The sequence below is a fragment of the Bacillus cereus group sp. MYBK108-1 genome (genome assembly GCF_051917185.1).
Classification (GTDB): domain Bacteria; phylum Bacillota; class Bacilli; order Bacillales; family Bacillaceae_G; genus Bacillus_A; species Bacillus_A cereus.
The window spans coordinates 243,908-262,900 of sequence record NZ_JBQAHZ010000002.1 but is presented as its reverse complement, the minus strand read 5'-3'; the positions used below and the strand labels follow the sequence as shown (position 1 = coordinate 262,900).

The window sequence follows — 18,993 nt, the reverse complement described above, 5'->3', positions numbered from 1 at the left end:
TTTGTACTTCGTATCGTTCTAGGTATATGTACAACCCATGAGATGAATTTTGCATAGGATAATAGAAAAGGAGATGTTGCATATTGAAATACCACAATAGAAATGTAAGTAATCTGAATAAATTAGCGGATAATACGAAAGCTGCAGCTTTTAAGTGGTATCAGTACTGTATCGACAATGGAATTGAAGTATTAATTTATGAAACAATCCGTACGGTCGAGCAACAACGTGAATATGTTCGTAAAGGAGCATCACAAACGATGCGCTCATATCATTTAGTAGGACAGGCATTAGATTTTGTTCCAATTCAGTCGAATGGTACAGAAGATTGGAATGGCTATAATAAAGAACCGTGGGCATCAGCAATTCGTTATGCTAAACAAATTGGCTTTGAATGGGGCGGTGACTGGAAAGGATTTGTGGATAGCCCGCATTTGCAATATAACTACAAAGGATATGGAACGGATGCTTTTGGAAAAGGTGCTCAAAACGTAGTGACTCCTCCCCCGTCGAATGATAGTGTAGGGGTTGCTTATATTAACGGTACTAATGTAAATTTACGAAAAGGACCTGGTACTGGATATGGCGTTATTCGTAAATTAGGGAAAGGAGAGTCCTACAAAGTATTTGGACAATCAAATGGCTGGTTAAATCTCGGTGGCGATCAGTGGATTTATAACGATCCATCATATATTCGTTATACGGGAGGAAATGTACCAACATCTTCACAATCATCAAACGATGGTGTAGGTGTAGTTACTATAATCGCTGATGTATTGCGTGTTCGTACCGGCCCAGGAACAAATTACGGTATTGTGAAAAACGTGTATAAAGGTGAAAAATATCAATCGTTTGGATATAAAGATGGTTGGTATAATGTTGGTGGAAATCAATGGGTTTCTGGTGAATATGTTACGTTTATAAAGTAAATATAAGAGCCGTCCTGTTGGGCGGCATTTTATTTTAAATATTCATAGGGTGAGCACTCATAATATCATTCGTGATACATAGAGTATAATTTTTCATTCTAATAATCAGAAAGTAATCAAAATGTAATTAATTTCAACTACGCTTTTTATATTTTTTTGATACACTGGCTACGAGGGGGATACCAATTAAGGTCGGTAAAAACCAAAACCATATTGGCGGAAGTAAATTTATAATGGGAATATGGATGCCGACATTTACTAAAAGTGCGGTGACTGCACCTATATAAGAACCTAACATACCTCTGATGTGGTGATGGAGCCAATTTTTCCAGCGTTTTTTTCGTGCAAGATATCCATAAATCGCAAATGAATAAGAGAAGATTGCTACATAAAATAAATATGCGACTTTATCCCAGTTGATAATGGATAATATTATTGCCGTAAGGGTAATGACAATATAGGATGCATGATATATTTCGCCCCATTCGGTATGTTTTCCTTTCTTCTTTTGGGCAACCATCGCTACAATACCAGTGATTAAGCATATTGTTCCAAATAGGATGTGTATGGTTAAAAGAATGTTAAAAATGCTCATAATAATTCCTCCTTTTTTATTTTTATAGTATTGCAGTATAGGAGAAAAGTTGAAAAATATAGTTAGTTCGGCTTAATATATTGAAATAAAGGTACTCCTAGAACAAAACCCAATGATTTAAATATTTAGTGAGATGATTATTATGTTAAATGAAGGAGAGACTTCTATGTTTACATCTATTACATATTTACAATCTGGCAATGAGAAACAACAAAAAATATATGATGTTTTGAATAGCCTAAACATAATGGAGGATTTAGCTTTATATAATCCCGTTCTTTGCGGGACAATCCCTATAAGAATTGATACTCCTCAATCTGACTTAGATATTGTAATGGAAGTCTATAATTTTGATGTTTTTGAGCAGGAAATGAGATCTTTATATGGTTCTTATGGAGGGTTCAACATAAAAAAGAAAAAAATTAAAGGTACTGAATCGATAAAGGTGAATTTTGAATTCGAAGGTTTTGAATTTGAATTATTTGCTCAACCTAAGCCAGTGCGTAATCAAAATGCATATAGACATATGATAGTGGAGCACATGTTATTAATGCAGCATCCCCATATAAGGGAAGAAGTTATTCGCTTAAAGGAACAAGGTTTAAAAACAGAACCTGCTTTTGCTCAAGTATTAAATATTGACGGAGATCCTTATGAAGAGCTTATTTTATTAGGGCAGGAAATGAAATTGTGGTAAATAAGATACATAAAAAAATCCTCCAAAAACAAAAGAGGATTTTTTTATGCCGTTAACTTTCGAATTAATTCACTGAGCAATTTAATTCCGTTAGTCATTTGTTCTGGTGAAGCATATCCATATGATAAACGAATGTACTGATCTGATTCTTCTTCATAAATACGTCCTGGGTTTAAAAGAATTCCTTTTGATAGAGCCTCTGAAAATAGTTTTTTCATCGGAATGTTATGTACAACCTTTAGCCATATAAAAAATCCACCAATAGGAATATCCCACGATGCAATATCTGCACAATATTTATTTAAAGCTCGTATCATTATTTGTCTTCGCTCTTTCAGGTGCATTCTTACGTTTGCTACATGTTCTTCATAAAAACCTTCATTTATCCATTCAGCAGCTACTCTTTGAGATAAAGAGCTGGATCCATAGTCTGTTTGCATTTTTATATCTGACAATCTATCAATAACAGGTTCTGGTCCGATTATCCATCCAATTCTAAGTCCTGGGCTAAGTGTTTTAGAGAGACTACCAATATATAATACATGTCCATGTTTATCCATCGACTTTAAAGGAGCTGGAGGTGATTCATCAAGCCATAACTCTCGGTAAATATCATCCTCGATGATAGGCAATTGCTCTTTTTCACATATTTTTAATATTTCTTTTCTTCGCTCTTTGGACATCAATATCCCCGTTGGATTTTGAAAACAAGGGATTGAATATAAAATATTATTCTTTTGACTATATTTAATTCGTTTTAATAAGTCGTTAGGTAAAATACCGTGATGATCCATTGATATACCGGATAAATTTATATTTGCTGATTGAAAAACATGAAGTGAATATAAGTAAGAAGGTTGTTCAAGTAAAACAGTTGATTTTCTATGTAAAAGACCAATTGATATTAATTGTAATGCTTGGAGTGCACCAGAGACTATTAATATAGAACCCGGTGATGCATGTATTCCAAATGATTTTACGTATTTGCTTATTGCTTCACGTAACGGATAAAAACCTTTTTGTTCTTCGTATCCGAAATAATCTAATTCCTCACTGACGTTTTTAATTATAGATTGCATAGTTTCGAGCGGGAAAAGGTGAGGTGCAAGTTCACCTTTACTAAGATGGATAAGCGTTTTATTTGCTTCTGCTTCATTTATTTCTCGCACCATTAACTTACTTGGTTTATGAATACCAGCCTTTACATATTCACTCCAATCGGGCGGGGGATTAGTTGCTAATAATGACCATGTATTATTTGTTACAATTGTTCCTGCTCCGATTTGTCCTTGAATTAAACCATCTGCCATAAGTTCATCTAGCGCATTTATTACAGTACTTCGATTTACATGAAATAATTTTGCTAACTGCCGCTGACTAGGGATTTTACTTCCAATTGGCCATTCTCCGTTTTCAATTTTTTCTTTCATATAGTCTATTATCTGCTGATATTTGGGCACTTTTTTATCGGTCGTCATATAAAAAACTCCTTCGTTTATTTAAAAGATTCAAAGTGGTTGGTTTTTCCGATAAATAACTGGTTGAAGACATTGTATCAACTATTAAATATGATGAAAAGAAATAATTGGTAATTTAAAAATGGTTGGTTTTTTAGGGAAGGAGAGAAAATATGCATAATAAAAAATGGGATTTACGCATTATATGTGCTCACGCTTTTACAATTCTTATATGGGGAACTGCTTTTCCAGCAATTCGTATGGGGCTTGAATCTTATACGCCTGAACACCTTACTTTACTACGCTTATTAATCGCTTCATTTATACTTTTGTTATTTTCATTTATATACAAACTACGACTACCGGATTTAAAGGATATCCCAGCAATTTTTATATTTGGTGCTCTAGGATTTACTATTTATCACATCGCATTAAACTACGGCGAAAAAACAGTAAATGCTGGATCTGCAAGTTTAATAATTTCAGTCACTCCAATAGTAACGGCAATTCTTGCTTCTGTTTTTTTGAATGAAAAAATGAAATTAAATGGCTGGATCGGTGGTGTAATGAGTTTTGCAGGAATTGCCTTAATTTCATTTAGCCAAGGCGACGCTATTCAATTGAATAGCGGGGGATTATTTATATTATTAGCGGCGATTTCAGAAAGTCTATTTTTCGTTTTCCAAACATCTTACTTAAAAAAATACGGCTTCTTACCATTTACCATATATACAATTTTGTCTAGTACTGTATGTATGCTTATTTTCTTACCCGGAGTTTATCAAAAAATACTAGCAGCTCCTCTTGAAGTTAACTTGAGCGTTATATATTTAGGTGTCTTTCCAACAGTACTCCCGTATATTGCATTGGCCTATATTATATCTCGTGCTGGTGCTTCTGAAGCAACAAGTTCTCTATATTTAACGCCAATAACTGCTTGTTTCATTGCTTGGATATGGTTAGGAGAAGTGCCAACTTTAGTTTCGATAATTGGCGGAGGAATTACTATACTTGGAATTGTGATTGCTCATATACCGGTATTAAGAAAAGAAAAACATAGGAATTTAGCAAATAATCAATCCGTATAATGTAATTCAATAATAATTTTATGATACTTTTTTATATAGTTTCTTTCTTATGTTGATAAATATAATATTTTGTATTTCAGTTAAATATTGTATGTTACATTTTATGTAGTAAGCATTTTAAAAGGAGCTGACAACATAATGAATGGAAAAAGAAAAATTTTCACATGTATTTCTATTGTAGGAATCGGACTAGCTAGTTTTTCTAATTCTAGTTTCGCAGCAAGTGTAACGGACAATTCAATACAAAATTCTATTCCCGTAGTTAATCAACAAGTAGCTGCTGCAAAGGAAATGAAACCATTTCCCCAGCAAGTTAATTATGCAGGTGTTATAAAACCGAATCATGTTACACAGGAAAGTTTAAATGCTTCTGTAAGAAGTTACTACGATAATTGGAAAAAGAAATATTTGAAAAATGATTTATCTTCTTTACCTGGTGGTTATTATGTAAAAGGAGAGATTACAGGTGATGCTGATGGGTTTAAGCCACTTGGAACTTCAGAAGGTCAAGGGTATGGGATGATAATTACAGTATTAATGGCTGGTTATGATTCGAATGCTCAAAAAATCTATGACGGTTTATTTAAAACAGCAAGAACTTTTAAAAGTTCTCAAAATCCTAATTTAATGGGATGGGTTGTCGCAGATAGTAAAAAAGCACAAGGTCATTTTGATTCTGCTACTGATGGAGATTTAGATATTGCGTATTCTCTTCTTCTTGCTCATAAGCAGTGGGGATCTAATGGAACAGTTAATTATTTGAAAGAAGCACAAGACATGATTACAAAAGGTATTAAAGCTAGTAATGTTACAAATAATAACCGACTAAATTTAGGAGATTGGGATTCTAAAAGTTCACTTGATACGAGACCATCTGATTGGATGATGTCACACCTTAGAGCATTTTATGAATTTACAGGTGATAAAACTTGGCTTACTGTTATTAATAATTTGTACGATGTTTATACGCAATTTAGTAATAAGTACTCTCCAAATACAGGACTTATTTCAGATTTCGTTGTAAAAAACCCACCACAACCCGCACCTAAAGACTTCTTAGATGAGTCAGAATATACAAATGCATATTATTATAATGCTAGTCGAGTACCTTTAAGAATTGTAATGGACTATGCGATGTACGGCGAGAAGCGAAGTAAAGTCATTTCTGATAAAGTCTCTTCATGGATTCAAAATAAAACGAATGGAAATCCTTCTAAAATTGTGGATGGTTATCAATTAAATGGATCCAATATTGGTAGTTATCCAACTGCTGTATTCGTTTCACCGTTTATTGCTGCAAGTATAACGAGTAGCAATAATCAAAAGTGGGTAAATAGTGGTTGGGATTGGATGAAGAATAAGAGAGAAAGTTATTTTAGTGATAGTTATAATTTATTAACTATGTTATTTATTACAGGAAATTGGTGGAAGCCTGTACCTGATGATAAAAAAACACAAAATCTAACAAATGATGCGATTTATGAAGGATACGATAATTAATTAAATTTGAGAATGGTTACTGAAGAAAGGAATTAGCATTCGCTAGTTCCTTTTTAATGTTTTGTAAAACATTATCCATTCTAAAATTCGCATAGATATACTTGCTTTTTTCATATACATAGTTATTGATGACTCTATGTTTTTATGAAGGGAGAGTATTTCTTGGAAAAAGTATTATTTTTCGGAGATCCAGGTATTGATGACTCATTTGCCATTATGTATGGTTTACTGCATCCCGAAATTGAAATTGTCGGTATTGTAACCGGATACGGAAATGTTGAGCATATACATGCTGCACATAATGCAGCGTATATTTTACAGTTAGCAAATAGACAAGACATTCCTGTCATTAGTGGTGCAACAAAACCACTGACAGAAGAAATCACTACGTACTATCCTGAAATTCACGGAGCAGAAGGATTAGGGCCCATCCATGTTCCAGAAAATATATTATCTATTCCAATATATAATTTCGGCAGTATTGCTGCGATTCTTATAAAGTACGGAAAAGATTTAACGATTGTTGATGTAGGAAGATCTACCTCGTTAGCAATTGCTTTTAATTTATGGAATGATTTAATGCTAAATGTAAAAGGAATCTATTTCATGGGTGGTGTTTTTTTAGAAGTAGGAAACGTTACGCCATTAGCAGAGGCAAACGTGTATGGAGATCCGATAGCAAGTAAAATTGTTTTCCATCAAGCAAAGAATTTATTCATATTCCCTTTAAATGTAACAAACAAAGCTGTGTTAACACCAAATGTATTTAACTATATTCAAGCTAATGCAAAGAATCCATTTCATATGATAATGAAACCAATGTATGACTACTATCTATCCGCATACCAAAAACTTAATCCATCTATGGAAGGACCTTTGCTACATGATGTGGTTGCAATAAGCGGATTAGTAAATCCAAGTTTTTTTGAATTTGTGCATCGTACAGTAAATGTAGATACATACGGAGATACGAAAGGACAAACATTTGCTGATTTTCGCCCTAACTCTAAATCTGAAGGAGCCCGTATAGCTTTAGAAATAGATGCAGAAAAATTCATTCAAGATTTTATAAAAATTATGTTATAAGTTGCTGTCGAAAAAGGGAATTATTTCAATGCGTTGAATATAAAAATACATCCTCTAGATAAAGGAGCTTACAATATTGAATGTCCAGTTAAAGGTTGTTACGAGAGACAATTGGGAAGATGCATTAAAGTTACAAGTGAAAGAAGATCAAAGAAAATTTGTCCCCGCTGTAGCAGTTTCACTTGCTAAAGTATATATAAAACCAGATGGTGACAATGTAGAGTACATACCATTCGCTATATACGATGATGACCTTATGGTTGGTTTTGTTATGCATGCTGTTGTAATAGAGACATCGGATATGTATTGGATTAACGGATTTATTATTGATCAATCGCAACAAGGTAATGGTTATGGAAAAGCAGCATTACAAGAAAGTATTAATATAATAAAAAATACTTTTAAATCGTGTAAAGAAATTAGATTAACAGTACATAAAGATAATATCTCTGCAAAGAAACTATATGAACGATATGGTTTCATATCATTAGAACAGGAGTATGATGGTGAGCAAGTATATCGTTTATTCGTTTAACTATTATGAGGTAAAGGTGTGAAATGAAATATGCAATTTACTGAAGTGAAAATTGAAGTGTTCATTCCTGAAGAATATATTGAAACATTAAGGGATGAATTAAATAAAATTGGAGCATGTAAAACGGGCGAATATGACCATTGTCTTTCCTATAGTTCAGTGAAAGGATATTGGAGACCTTTAGACGAGGCATCTCCTTTTAATGGAGAAATTGGGCGAATATGCGAAGGGCAAGAATGTAAAGTTGAAATAAAGTGTAAACGAGAACTTGTAAAAGATGCTCTTGAAGTTATTAATGATATTCATCCGTATGAAACACCTATGATTTATATTATACCAATACTAAATGACTATTTTGAGCAACTATACATTGAATAACTAGGAGGAATACCAATTGAAAAGTAAATTTCATCATATTGTACGAGCACTCATGATAAAAGATGAAAAATTATTAGTTGCTGAATATATTGACCATCATTATTTTTTACCTGGTGGCCATGTTGAAATTGGAGAATCAGCAGAGAATGCATTAAAAAGAGAGTTAAGAGAAGAACTTGGAGTAAACTGTATTATACAACAATTTTTAGGCGTCATAGAAAATCAATGGCAAGATAAAGAAGTGCTTCATCATGAAATTAACCACATTTTTGAAGTAGAGTCACAAGATTTACATACGGACTTAACACCGAAATCTAGCGAGTCTCATTTAGCATTTCACTGGATAGATTATAATAAAGAAGCCTTAAATCATTATGAAATCATGCCAATGCCTTTAGTGAAGGAATTACTAAAAAGAAAGGTAAATGATGAACTACTAAATTGTTGGATTAGTAATTTTTAAATCACTTTATTTATAGTAAATACGTCCATCAAATGAATATAAAGAAAATAGGCTAAAAAACAAGGTACATCACCTAGTGTAAGTTCATATTTTGTTGATGTACGCATTTAGTCTATAGTCTTGTTTCTACTTTGTTTACAAGAATTTATTAACTTTAATATTTGGACGAAATTTACATTTATAAATGGAGGGTTTCATAATGAATCAGTTTCAACAAGAACTACAATCATTAAACCTTAATGATTATCAAACTGGCAATGTTGTGTATTGGGATCAACAACAAAGTCAATATCCATACTATTACATTCAAGACGATGCACGTCGTTGCGGCGGATGTGGCGGTTGTGGTGGACGTTGCGGTGGATGTGGCGGTAGATGTGGTGGTTGTGCAGGTCGTTGCGGCGGATGCATAGGATGCGCAGGATGTTTCAGTTGCTTTAATTGCTGGAACTGGTGGATTATTTAAGTATAGAAAATTCAAGTTATTTTATATGAAAGAAAGGTGTAAAAACTATTTTGCACTTTTCTTTCATGCTGTAATTTTGATGTGTATTAAGGGGGATTTATTTGTATACATATGATAAGTTGATTTCTTGGGTAGAGGATATAAAAGAAAAAAATCATAGTTCTGCTACAGCACTTTGTATTATAAAAGATAATAAAATCGTACTAGAGCATTATAGTGGTTATCACTCAAATACATCTACAACCAAGAGAGTAACAGCATCTTCACAATTTAACGTTGCTTCTGCTAGAAAAAGTTATTTAGGATTAATGATAGCGTATGCGCTTTATGAGGGGAAAATAAACTCTATTGATGATGAAGCGATAAAATATTTTAAAGACTTTGATCCTGCATTGCTTAGTAAAACGACGATAAGACATTTAGTAACACATTCGCACGGATTAGAAGAAACGAATGACAGGACAATTTTTCGTGAATTTGCACCGGGGCAATCATGGGCGTATAGAGATATTAATGTAAGAATGATGACACGTCTTATTTATCAGCTATATAACAAAAGTTTTCCTGAATTGTTAAAGGAGCGTGTGTTTAAGCCTGCTAATTTTCAAGAAACAGGTTGGAGAGTTCAGCGAGATGAAAATTTAGTTGACGTTGTTAATAATCCAAATGAAGACGCAATTAGTGAAATTGGTACGGTAGATGACGGTACTGAAAAAAATTTGTTTGTCTCAGCTAGAGAATTTGCGCAGTGGGGCAATCTTCATTTAAATCAAGGTGGGATAGATGGTAAACAAATTGTTCCAAAAGAAGTTATAAAAATCGCTACGAGTTTGCAGAGTCCAACATATATAAACAAAGAGCTACCACAAAATGGATTGTTTTGGTTCATCCAAAATGAGCCTGCGCAATTAAGCGAACTTGGTGAACGTGTTCCAAAAGGGTCGTATCAAATATTAGGGATTACTGGACCGACCATTTTAGTAATACCTGAATATAATGTAGTTGTTGCAAAAATGTATAATAAAAAATATAACTACGGTGGTGATAATTACTTATATTATTTACGTGAATTTAGTAATTTAGTCGCAGATACATTTAGTAACGGTAATAGGGCATAATTACTCCTATAACGAAAAGGAGTGATTGAAAATGAAAGATAAAGTGAACAAAAATAAAAAGCAAAATATAAAAGATGTAAATACAGAGCAAAATGCAATTTATAGCGATCCTAAAGATGCAGCTAATATGCAAACTGTACCGCAGCCGAAGGATTTTGATGAAATCGAATATTAATTTTTCATCCGACTATATGATGAATGAAAAATACGTCTTAAGTCTCATAACATTTAAGAAATTATTTGATAACATATATACATAAGCATTTGAAAATGTCTTATCTTAACAAAGCTTTCTTTAGAAATATCTGATATAACCTGCAAAAGGCACTTCTTTATGAAGTGTCTTTTTGTGTATATGAACTTAATTACCATTTTCCGTACAGTATCTTGCAATTTATGATGGATATACTAACTGTGAAAATTCATGTCAAGATAAAAGAAGGGGACAGTTAGTATGAAACAAACTTCTATAAATCCGTTACTAATTGTTCTAGGTACAATCATTGTTCAAATTGGCCTTGGAACAATTTATACATGGAGTTTATTTAATCAACCCCTTGTAAGTAAGTTTGGATGGAATCTTAATTCAGTAGCGATAACTTTCTCCATAACAAGTTTTTCTTTATCATTCTCAACTTTATTTGCAGCCAAGTTGCAGAAAAAATTAGGACTTCGGAAACTTATTGCTACTGCAGGAATTGTTTTAGGACTCGGCTTAATACTTAGTTCACAAGTTTCTTCCTTACCACTATTATATTTATTAGCTGGTGTCGTTGTTGGTTATGCGGATGGAACAGCTTATATTACATCACTATCTAATTTAATTAAATGGTTTCCAAATCGGAAAGGGCTTATTTCAGGTATATCTGTATCAGCGTATGGAATGGGCAGCTTAATCTTTAGATATATAAACGGAAATCTTATCGATAACCTTGGTGTATCACAAGCATTCTTATATTGGGGTATTATCGTGTTACTTTTAGTGTTAATCGGATCGTTCTTCTTACGTGAGGCAATTGTAAGTAATGCTGTAACTGAAACATTACACAATGACTATACTCCGCGTGAAATGATGCGAACGAAACAAGTATATCTGCTATTTTTTATGTTATTCACCTCGTGTATGGGTGGTTTGTATTTAATCAGTATGGTAAAAGATATCGGCGTACAACTTGTTGGACTTAGCGCAGCAACCGCTGCAAACGCCGTTGCTATGATTGCAATCTTTAATACAGTAGGTAGAATCATTCTTGGGACGTTATCAGATAAAATCGGGCGAATGAAAATTGTCTCTGCAACGTTTATTATTATAGGTTTGTCAGTCTTTACTTTAAGTTTTATTCCGCTAAATTACGGGATCTATTTTGCTTGTGTAGCAAGTGTCGCCTTTTGCTTCGGCGGTAATATAACTATATTCCCAGCTATTGTCGGAGATTTCTTTGGATTAAAAAACCATAGTACAAATTACGGGATTGTCTACCAAGGTTTCGGATTTGGTGCGCTTGCAGGATCATTTATTGGAGCGATACTCGGGGGATTTCAACCAACTTTCATTATAATCGGTGTTTTAAGTGTTATTTCCTTCATTATTTCAATATTAATCCGTCCACCAACTGTAGAGAAGACAAAGGAACTAAAACATCTACATCGGAAAGTGGCGTAATACTAAAAAGAGTCCTAATATAGGGCTCTTTTTAGTACAAAACATTTTTTGTGTAGAGAGAATAGAGTTATTTAATTTAAAATGAAATGAGTAGCAGATACTTAGAATACTCATATTGTTTTATAAAGGAACTAACATGTTGTTAAAAACATTTAGAGAATTACAGTTAACAAACTTTGTGATGGAACGTGCACTTCATTCATAGACCATTATTTTCTTATAAGTTTACAATGAAATACAATGAAAGTAATTGGCTTACATTGATTACAACCATAATTTCTTCTGTTGTGGCATTCGCTACAACAAATATTGATGACATTTTTATACTGCTTGTTTTATTTTCACAAGTAAGAACAGAAGTACTTAGGAAAGAAGGTAGAGTTGTCCGCGAAAAAGCTACGAGAAAAAAACTTTATATTGTTATTGGACAATATTTAGGATTTAGTATGATTATTTTTCTAAGTATCATTGGGTCTTTAAGCTCTTTTTTCATTCCTGTTTCGTGGATTGGATTATTAGGATTCGTGCCAATTTATATGGGGGTTAAAGGACTATTGTCACTTCGTTCTTATAAAAGTAATGAAGTTATCGATAACGTTACTGTTTCATTATTTAAAGTAGCTTCAATTACATTAGCTAATGGAGCTGACAATATTTCGATTTATATACCAATGTTTGCTAGTCAAACTCTTGAAACAAATATCGTTACATTAGTTATCTTTTTTTCCATGATAGCGATATGGTGTTTTATTAGCTACAAATTGATAAAAGCTCCTATACTAGCTAAAGTACTTGAGGAAAACTGTCATATTATTGTTCCAATTGTTCTAATTGGTTTAGGAATGTTCATTCTTTTTCGTAGTGGTACAATTGGACTATTCTCCTAAGGTGTTGAAATAACGGAAGTTTTCATAAAAAAGAATTGAACAATTTTAATATTTTTTGAGCAATTATATTCATTGAGATTAATTAGATTCTACACAACGTATATAAGTCTTATTACAGATGAAATGTAGTAGGGCTTTTTTTATTTTAGTGAAATGAAACAATTGTATTAGTGATCTACGACTATTATTTAGACAGGACATTAGCATTATGAAGTTGAATAGCTATCGTAAAAGGAGCGTGATAATTAAAATGAAAATAGTAAAACAATGGGTCCAAGAAGATAGTGATTACATAAGAGAAAAAGTAATTGAATATAACCAAAAACATATTTCAGATGAAGAGAAAAAGCCTTCAGAAAAAATTAGTTTTATAGTGAGAAATGAAAAGGGAAAAATTGTAGGTGGAATAACTGCAATTACATTTTGGCACCACGTACATGTTGATTTCCTGTGGGTTTCTGAAGAATATAGACACGAAGGTTATGGAACCAAGTTAATAAAACTTATTGAAGAATTTGCAATTGAAAAAGAGTGCAGGTTAATCAATTTAGATACTTTTAGTTTTCAGGCGCCTGATTTTTATAAGAAGCATGGATATAAAGTAATCGGAGTAAGTGAAGATCATCCGAAAGGACATAATCATTATTATTTAGAAAAACGGCTAAAAAGTATATAGAATTTGTTAACATTAGTATTTGGAATACAAATGCAATAAGGGCGAGGTTATTATTAATTTCAGTATTAATTGGATCAATTTTTATTCTAAAACTGCAAGAACGTACTTTGGATAATCTTCCTAAGGTACGTTCTTTTTTTTATCAGTAGCCTATTCTTATTAACTCCACCAATAGTGGTAAAGGCAAGACTTAACTAACTTATATATATTAAAAGGAGTTAATGGTAGAATGAATAGAAGACAGAAAATTCCTTTTATTAAAAATAGAGGAGGTACATATGAAAAAAGTTAATGTTACATACGCGATTTTGTACGATAAAACTAATGAAAAGATTTTAATGGTAAAAAACAAAGGGGAAAATGGTTCTTATTATACATTACCAGGTGGCGCAGTTAAATTAGGAGAAACATTGGAAGAAGCAGTAATTCGAGAAGTAAAAGAAGAAACAGGGTTACATATAAACGTAAAAGGGATTTGTTCTATCAGCGAAGCCTTTTTCGAGGAAAGAGATCATCATGCAATTTTCTTTAATTTTCTAGGTGAAATAATTGGCGGAGAGACATATATATCAAGGCCAAAAGAAATTGAAGAGATTACTTGGATGGAATTATATATAGCAGCTCCATATTTACGCATACCAGAACATTTACTAGATTTATTACAAAAGAAAGAAACAGTACCTTATTTTTTTAACGGAACAATCGTTCATCAATCTTCATAAAAATATTATCTCATGTAAGGCGGGGAAAACATGGAGTTTATCGTTAATCACAAACAATTCACTCAAGCACTTTCAGAAGTCAACAAAGCAATATCAACAAAATCTTTAATTCCTATATTATCTGGTATAAAAATAACTGCAGATCAATCTGGAATTACTTTAATTGCAAGTAACTCGAATATTTTTATTGAAAAATTCATTCCTGTTTTAATTGAAGACGAAAAGATTGCAACTATTTTAAAGGAAGGAACTATTGTTGTACCTGCAAAGTATTTCATTGAAATAATAAAGAAAATGCCAAGTGATATAGCAATAAAAAGTAAGAATGAGCAAATTATTAAGATACAATCAGAAGAAATCACATTAAGTTTAAATGGATTTCCTGCAGATGAGTTTCCGAAAGTACCACTTATAGACAATCATGCAGAAATCAAAGTAGAGACAGAGCAATTGATTGAAGTATTTAAACAAACAGTTTTTGCGGTAGCGAAAAATGAATCTAGACCTGTTCTTACTGGGGTGCATATAGAGTTATCTAATAATAAGTTAATTTGTGCTGCAACTGACTCACATAGACTAGCGATACGTGAAACGCTACTTTCCTCAGATGTAAAAGCAAATTGTATTGTACCAAGCGCAACCATTAATGAACTTCTAAAATTAATGAACAGCAATTCGGAATTCGTATATATCTACTTTTCGGAGAGTCATATTATATTTACGTTTGGAACAACTACATTATATTCAAGACTAATTGAAGGGAAATATCCTAATATTTCTAACCTTATTCCAAATGATTTTAAAACGACTATTAACGTAGATAGAAAAAAGATATTACAAGGTGTAGACCGATCAAGTTTATTAGCAAGTGAATGGGCCAATAACAATGTTAACTTAGAAATCATAAACGAATCCACAATTAAAATTTCTTCAAACGCTTCTCAAATTGGACAAATATCCGAAACGCAACAAATAGATGCAATTCAAGGTGAAAAACAATTAAATATATCTTTCGATGGGCGTTTTATGGTTGATGCTTTACGAGCAATAAAAGAAGAAACGATTACTTTAAGCTTTGGCGGTTCTATGAGACCGATATTGATTGAAGCAGGAGAACAATCTGCAGCAGTACATCTTATATCACCAGTAAGAGCGTATTAGGGATAGATGAAGGAATTACATTATGTACAAGCAGACTTTTGTTTTATGAAATCATAAATCAATACATTATAAGAATGATGTATTAGTAAAGCAAACAGTTTACTAATTCCTACATAATATAATTCATAGACAAAGCAACAATGGTAATCTGAAATACAAAGTAAAATAATAATAACCTCAATATAAAAGCCATAGATTAATCGATATGGGGTGAGTATGATGAAGAAAATAATTGTTTTACTCATTGGTATAGTTTTAATTATTTTTGCTTTTTATCAATACAACAAAAAAGACTATGCAGCTAAAAGTACTAACTTGTATGTAGAAAACTTTAAAGGGGAAAATGATTCAATAAAAATACAATCTGCTATTAATAAAGCAGAATCTAGTAAAATTAAAACGGTATTACTTGATGATAAGAAGTATAAAATTACGTCACCAATCATTGTTAAAAAAGGTGTGAAATTATTATTTGGTTATGGATCCCAATTTGTAGTTGAGGGAAACTTTAGAGTTCTAGAACTGGAGAACAACGCATCCATTGAAGGAGCGTATATAGCTATTGACGATCCTAAATTTAACTCTGAAGTTATTTATTTAGACGGTAAAAATAAATATTATAACACTTGGAACAAAACACAAATAAAAGATATAAATATTATTAATTGGACGGAAACGAATAAAGGTACCGGAATTTCTTTATACTCTGCTGGAAAAGAAAATGAAATTTCGTTTGTTAACTTCGAAAACATTAAAATTGTAGGAATGGAAACCGGACTAAAATTAGTAGCAAAAAAAACGAGCACCGGACAAGCTTGGATAAATGCCAATCGTTTTATGAACTTTTCTTTAGAAGACTGTGTGAATATGATTTATATGGATAGTCAAGTAACTACGCCAAATGAAATTAGTGGGAATCAATTTACAAATCTTCAAATACAGCCTTCAAATAAAACAAAAAGCATTATAAAAGTAAGTGGTCAGTATAATGAATTTCATGGGATGGTGTGGGATTTAAATAAAATAAAACATGAAAACGAACTCATTGAACTAACTGATAAAAGTATGAATACAGTGATTGAAATGTTCAGTGTACCAGCAAATAGAATTTTAGATAGCGGGAAATCAAATATAGTGAAATAAGTTTAAATACAGAAAAAGAGCGAATTCCTTATAAGAGAGTTCGCTCTTTTTCTATTTATAATTAAATTTCTCTCCACCAAGCTGTTGAAGGATAGTTTGTAGATTTTAACGTAATAGATTCGCCAATTTGAGGCGTTGTAATTTTAACTCCTAAACGGTTAGCTTCTTTCGTAACACGCTCTATCGGATCACTCCATTCGTGTAATGCTAATGTAAAAGCACCCCAATGAATCGGAAGAAGTAATTCTCCTTGTACATCAATATGAGCTTGTACAGTTTCTTCAGGCAACATATGAATCGCAGACCACCTCGGATCATATTGCCCGCATTCCATTAATGTAAGATCGAATGGACCGTATTTATCACCAATTTCCTTAAAGTGAGGGGCATAACCGCTATCACCACTAAAGAAAATTTTAGTCTCTTGACCAAGAATAAGCCATGAACACCATAATGAACGATCTCTATCTGTCATGCCACGTCCCGAGAAATGCCTTGCAGGCGCACATACTAACTTAATATTATCAAACGTAATTTCGTCCCACCAATTATGTTCACTAATTTTACTAGGCGAAACACCCCATTTAATAAGATATTGTGCAACTCCAGTTGGAACATAAAAGTGCTTTGCGCGATCTTTTAACTGCATAATACTTTTGTAATTCAAATGATCATAGTGATTATGAGAAATGATAATCGCATCAATTTCTTGAAGGTCATCACGTTCTAAAGAAAAAGTACCACTATAGCGTTTACTATTAAACAAAGGAAATGGGGAAGAGGCATCTCCAAACATAGGGTCTAATAATAGTTTTTTACCTTCTATTTTCAAAAGAGAAGCAGAATGGCCAAACCATGTAACACTCTCTAATGATTCATTATCTTTATTTGATAAAACGATAGGCAAATCCTTTATAGGACGCAGCTTTGATTTTATTTTAAAGTAATCCGTCATTAAACTTATAATATCTTTCGGTTTAAAACTCATATCAGTATGAATTTGATTTGTATATTTCTTATTCATTCGTTCTCCTTTTTACGATTAACAATTTATGTATGTTGTTATTGTAGCTATTTGTAGTTTAAACTATATTATTTTACCTTTCATCTAAATTGCCTTGTATTTCATAAATTCGTCAAATTCATTATTTGTATCTATAAAGTACAAATTGCACAGTGGCAGCTAAAACAAATATTAAGTACATGTAAATTGTTTTTATTTAGTAAATTCCTTCTTATACGCAACAAAGAACATACGTTTCGTTGTATGTTATAGAAGAAAATATGTCTCTAATAAAAGAAAGGAAGGAGAGGATGTAAGTGCACATAGAGCGAAAAAAGAAATCAAAATGTAAACTATCAAAATCTGAAATCATGCATTTGTATACTGAAGGGAAGAGCACCTCAGAAATCGCCATGCTTGCTAATGTGTCTGCAAGGTATATTCGTATGGTTTTATCAGACAATAACGTACCAAGACGCGCTATAGGGAGTTGGAAGAGAAAGTATGACATAACAGAAGATTATTTTAAAACGTGGTCAAACAATATGGCTTATATTTTAGGGTTTATAGCAGCAGATGGTGTTATACAGAAAGAAAATCAATGTGTTAGTATATCTCAAAAAGAAAGTTATATTTTAGAAGATATAAAAAAAGAACTAAAAACAAACCAGCCACTTTATCAAAACAAAAAAACAGGCGTATATATGCTAAATATTAATAGCAAAACAATAAAAGACGACCTTATGAACATACACGGAATTATGTCATGTAAATCATTTAACATCGAATTTCCTTTTGTACCAGAAGAATATTTGCATCATTTTGTTCGTGGGTATTTTGATGGGGATGGTCATGTTAACTCTCACAAATACTTTGTTAGTTTTGTTGGTGGATCATATAATTTTATGAATTCTTTTAAAGATATCCTTGAGAATAATAAATTCCAATTAAGTTTTGTTGACAAAGAAAAACAATATCGTATTTACCTAAGTGGTAAAAATAATGTTAATAAATTTTCACGGTGGATTTATAAAGATAAAGGTTTACATTTAAAGCGTAAATACAATATTTTTCAAGAAAAAGAATAATTGTAATGATAATCGAATAATTCACAAACAAGTTCAATTATAAAATTAAAATTCACGATGAATTATTAATTGAAATCAAAGTAATTGCTAAAGCAAACAAATTATAAATATAGTTTAGTCAAATAAAAAGCAACTTGTTTAAATTTAATAATTAAACAAGTTGCTTTTTATTATGTTTTATTAATGATTATTTACACTAATCCTGCATCAACGAACTATTCACTAATAAATAAAGAAAAGGGAAGTATACCAAATGAAACTAACCTATAATAAGTTTATTACTTTTTTCTAGTAGACATAATATATATTATAGGCAGTTATAGAAACAAAGTAATACC

21 protein-coding genes are annotated in these 18,993 nt (G+C 32.0%); 18 read left to right on the top strand and 3 right to left on the bottom strand.

What is annotated here, in order from left to right:
• The first annotated feature begins 83 nt into the window (after positions 1-83).
• Positions 84-929, top strand: coding sequence for an SH3 domain-containing protein (locus tag ACTFSL_RS05730; protein ID WP_088338200.1), 846 nt, complete (start codon positions 84-86; stop codon positions 927-929).
• A gap of 133 nt (positions 930-1,062) precedes the next feature.
• Here the strand turns inward: ACTFSL_RS05730 and ACTFSL_RS05725 are convergent, their stop codons facing one another.
• The gene (locus ACTFSL_RS05725; protein WP_088338199.1) at positions 1,063-1,524 is read right to left on the bottom strand and encodes a DUF2306 domain-containing protein; all 462 of its coding nucleotides are present in this window, start codon (positions 1,522-1,524) and stop codon (positions 1,063-1,065) included.
• A gap of 166 nt (positions 1,525-1,690) precedes the next feature.
• On the opposite strand from ACTFSL_RS05725, the gene ACTFSL_RS05720 reads away from it, so the two are divergent.
• The gene (locus ACTFSL_RS05720) at positions 1,691-2,221 is read left to right on the top strand and encodes a DUF4269 domain-containing protein (RefSeq protein ID WP_000495197.1); all 531 of its coding nucleotides are present in this window, start codon (positions 1,691-1,693) and stop codon (positions 2,219-2,221) included.
• Between the two features lie 44 nt (positions 2,222-2,265).
• Here ACTFSL_RS05720 and norG read toward each other — a convergent pair whose 3' ends face one another.
• Entirely contained in the window at positions 2,266-3,699 is a 1,434-nt protein-coding gene (gene norG, locus ACTFSL_RS05715) for an efflux pump transcription regulator NorG (RefSeq protein WP_440041337.1), read from the bottom strand.
• A 152-nt stretch (positions 3,700-3,851) separates the two neighbouring features.
• On the opposite strand from norG, the gene ACTFSL_RS05710 reads away from it, so the two are divergent.
• From ACTFSL_RS05710 to ACTFSL_RS05640, 15 genes are all read left to right on the top strand, one after another.
• Positions 3,852-4,766: a DMT family transporter gene (locus ACTFSL_RS05710; RefSeq protein ID WP_078993712.1), complete on the top strand. Its 915-nt coding sequence runs from the start codon at positions 3,852-3,854 to the stop codon at positions 4,764-4,766.
• Positions 4,767-4,904: 138 nt separating this feature from the next.
• A complete protein-coding gene (locus tag ACTFSL_RS05705; RefSeq protein WP_001013591.1) occupies positions 4,905-6,266 on the top strand; it encodes a glycosyl hydrolase family 8 in 1,362 nt (453 codons plus the stop codon).
• Between the two features lie 162 nt (positions 6,267-6,428).
• Positions 6,429-7,352 carry a nucleoside hydrolase gene (locus ACTFSL_RS05700; RefSeq protein WP_075677084.1) on the top strand — a complete coding sequence of 308 codons (924 nt, stop codon included), beginning with the start codon at positions 6,429-6,431 and terminating at the stop codon, positions 7,350-7,352.
• Positions 7,353-7,428: 76 nt separating this feature from the next.
• Complete coding sequence (locus tag ACTFSL_RS05695) at positions 7,429-7,887, top strand: GNAT family N-acetyltransferase (protein WP_088338197.1); 459 nt, start codon at positions 7,429-7,431, stop codon at positions 7,885-7,887.
• A 30-nt stretch (positions 7,888-7,917) separates the two neighbouring features.
• A complete protein-coding gene (gene cutA / locus ACTFSL_RS05690) occupies positions 7,918-8,265 on the top strand; it encodes a divalent cation tolerance protein CutA (RefSeq protein WP_001160789.1) in 348 nt (115 codons plus the stop codon).
• A 16-nt stretch (positions 8,266-8,281) separates the two neighbouring features.
• Positions 8,282-8,728 carry an NUDIX domain-containing protein gene (locus ACTFSL_RS05685; protein WP_063536512.1) on the top strand — a complete coding sequence of 149 codons (447 nt, stop codon included), beginning with the start codon at positions 8,282-8,284 and terminating at the stop codon, positions 8,726-8,728.
• A gap of 199 nt (positions 8,729-8,927) precedes the next feature.
• Positions 8,928-9,194 carry a heterocycloanthracin/sonorensin family bacteriocin gene (locus tag ACTFSL_RS05680; protein WP_001071389.1) on the top strand — a complete coding sequence of 89 codons (267 nt, stop codon included), beginning with the start codon at positions 8,928-8,930 and terminating at the stop codon, positions 9,192-9,194.
• A 101-nt stretch (positions 9,195-9,295) separates the two neighbouring features.
• The gene (locus ACTFSL_RS05675) at positions 9,296-10,312 is read left to right on the top strand and encodes a serine hydrolase domain-containing protein (RefSeq protein WP_135277864.1); all 1,017 of its coding nucleotides are present in this window, start codon (positions 9,296-9,298) and stop codon (positions 10,310-10,312) included.
• A 31-nt stretch (positions 10,313-10,343) separates the two neighbouring features.
• Complete coding sequence (locus tag ACTFSL_RS05670) at positions 10,344-10,487, top strand: hypothetical protein (RefSeq protein WP_000653680.1); 144 nt, start codon at positions 10,344-10,346, stop codon at positions 10,485-10,487.
• Positions 10,488-10,766: 279 nt separating this feature from the next.
• Complete coding sequence (locus ACTFSL_RS05665) at positions 10,767-11,975, top strand: L-lactate MFS transporter (RefSeq protein WP_135277862.1); 1,209 nt, start codon at positions 10,767-10,769, stop codon at positions 11,973-11,975.
• 260 nt (positions 11,976-12,235) lie between these two features.
• Complete coding sequence (locus ACTFSL_RS05660) at positions 12,236-12,862, top strand: cadmium resistance transporter (protein ID WP_135277895.1); 627 nt, start codon at positions 12,236-12,238, stop codon at positions 12,860-12,862.
• Between the two features lie 250 nt (positions 12,863-13,112).
• Entirely contained in the window at positions 13,113-13,538 is a 426-nt protein-coding gene (locus tag ACTFSL_RS05655; protein ID WP_135277860.1) for a GNAT family N-acetyltransferase, read from the top strand.
• Between the two features lie 278 nt (positions 13,539-13,816).
• Complete coding sequence (locus ACTFSL_RS05650) at positions 13,817-14,260, top strand: NUDIX hydrolase (protein ID WP_088338195.1); 444 nt, start codon at positions 13,817-13,819, stop codon at positions 14,258-14,260.
• A gap of 30 nt (positions 14,261-14,290) precedes the next feature.
• The gene (dnaN, locus tag ACTFSL_RS05645) at positions 14,291-15,421 is read left to right on the top strand and encodes a DNA polymerase III subunit beta (RefSeq protein ID WP_135277857.1); all 1,131 of its coding nucleotides are present in this window, start codon (positions 14,291-14,293) and stop codon (positions 15,419-15,421) included.
• Positions 15,422-15,640: 219 nt separating this feature from the next.
• Entirely contained in the window at positions 15,641-16,564 is a 924-nt protein-coding gene (locus ACTFSL_RS05640) for a hypothetical protein (protein ID WP_135277855.1), read from the top strand.
• 61 nt (positions 16,565-16,625) lie between these two features.
• Here the strand turns inward: ACTFSL_RS05640 and ACTFSL_RS05635 are convergent, their stop codons facing one another.
• Positions 16,626-17,588 (bottom strand): MBL fold metallo-hydrolase, encoded by a 963-nt coding sequence (locus ACTFSL_RS05635; protein ID WP_157418024.1) that lies wholly within the window; start codon positions 17,586-17,588, stop codon positions 16,626-16,628.
• 296 nt (positions 17,589-17,884) lie between these two features.
• Here ACTFSL_RS05635 and ACTFSL_RS05630 point away from each other — a divergent pair, with 296 nt between their 5' ends.
• Positions 17,885-18,655, top strand: a complete 771-nt coding sequence (locus ACTFSL_RS05630) for an LAGLIDADG family homing endonuclease (RefSeq protein ID WP_088338191.1) — start codon at positions 17,885-17,887, stop codon at positions 18,653-18,655.
• Positions 18,656-18,993 lie beyond the last annotated feature (338 nt).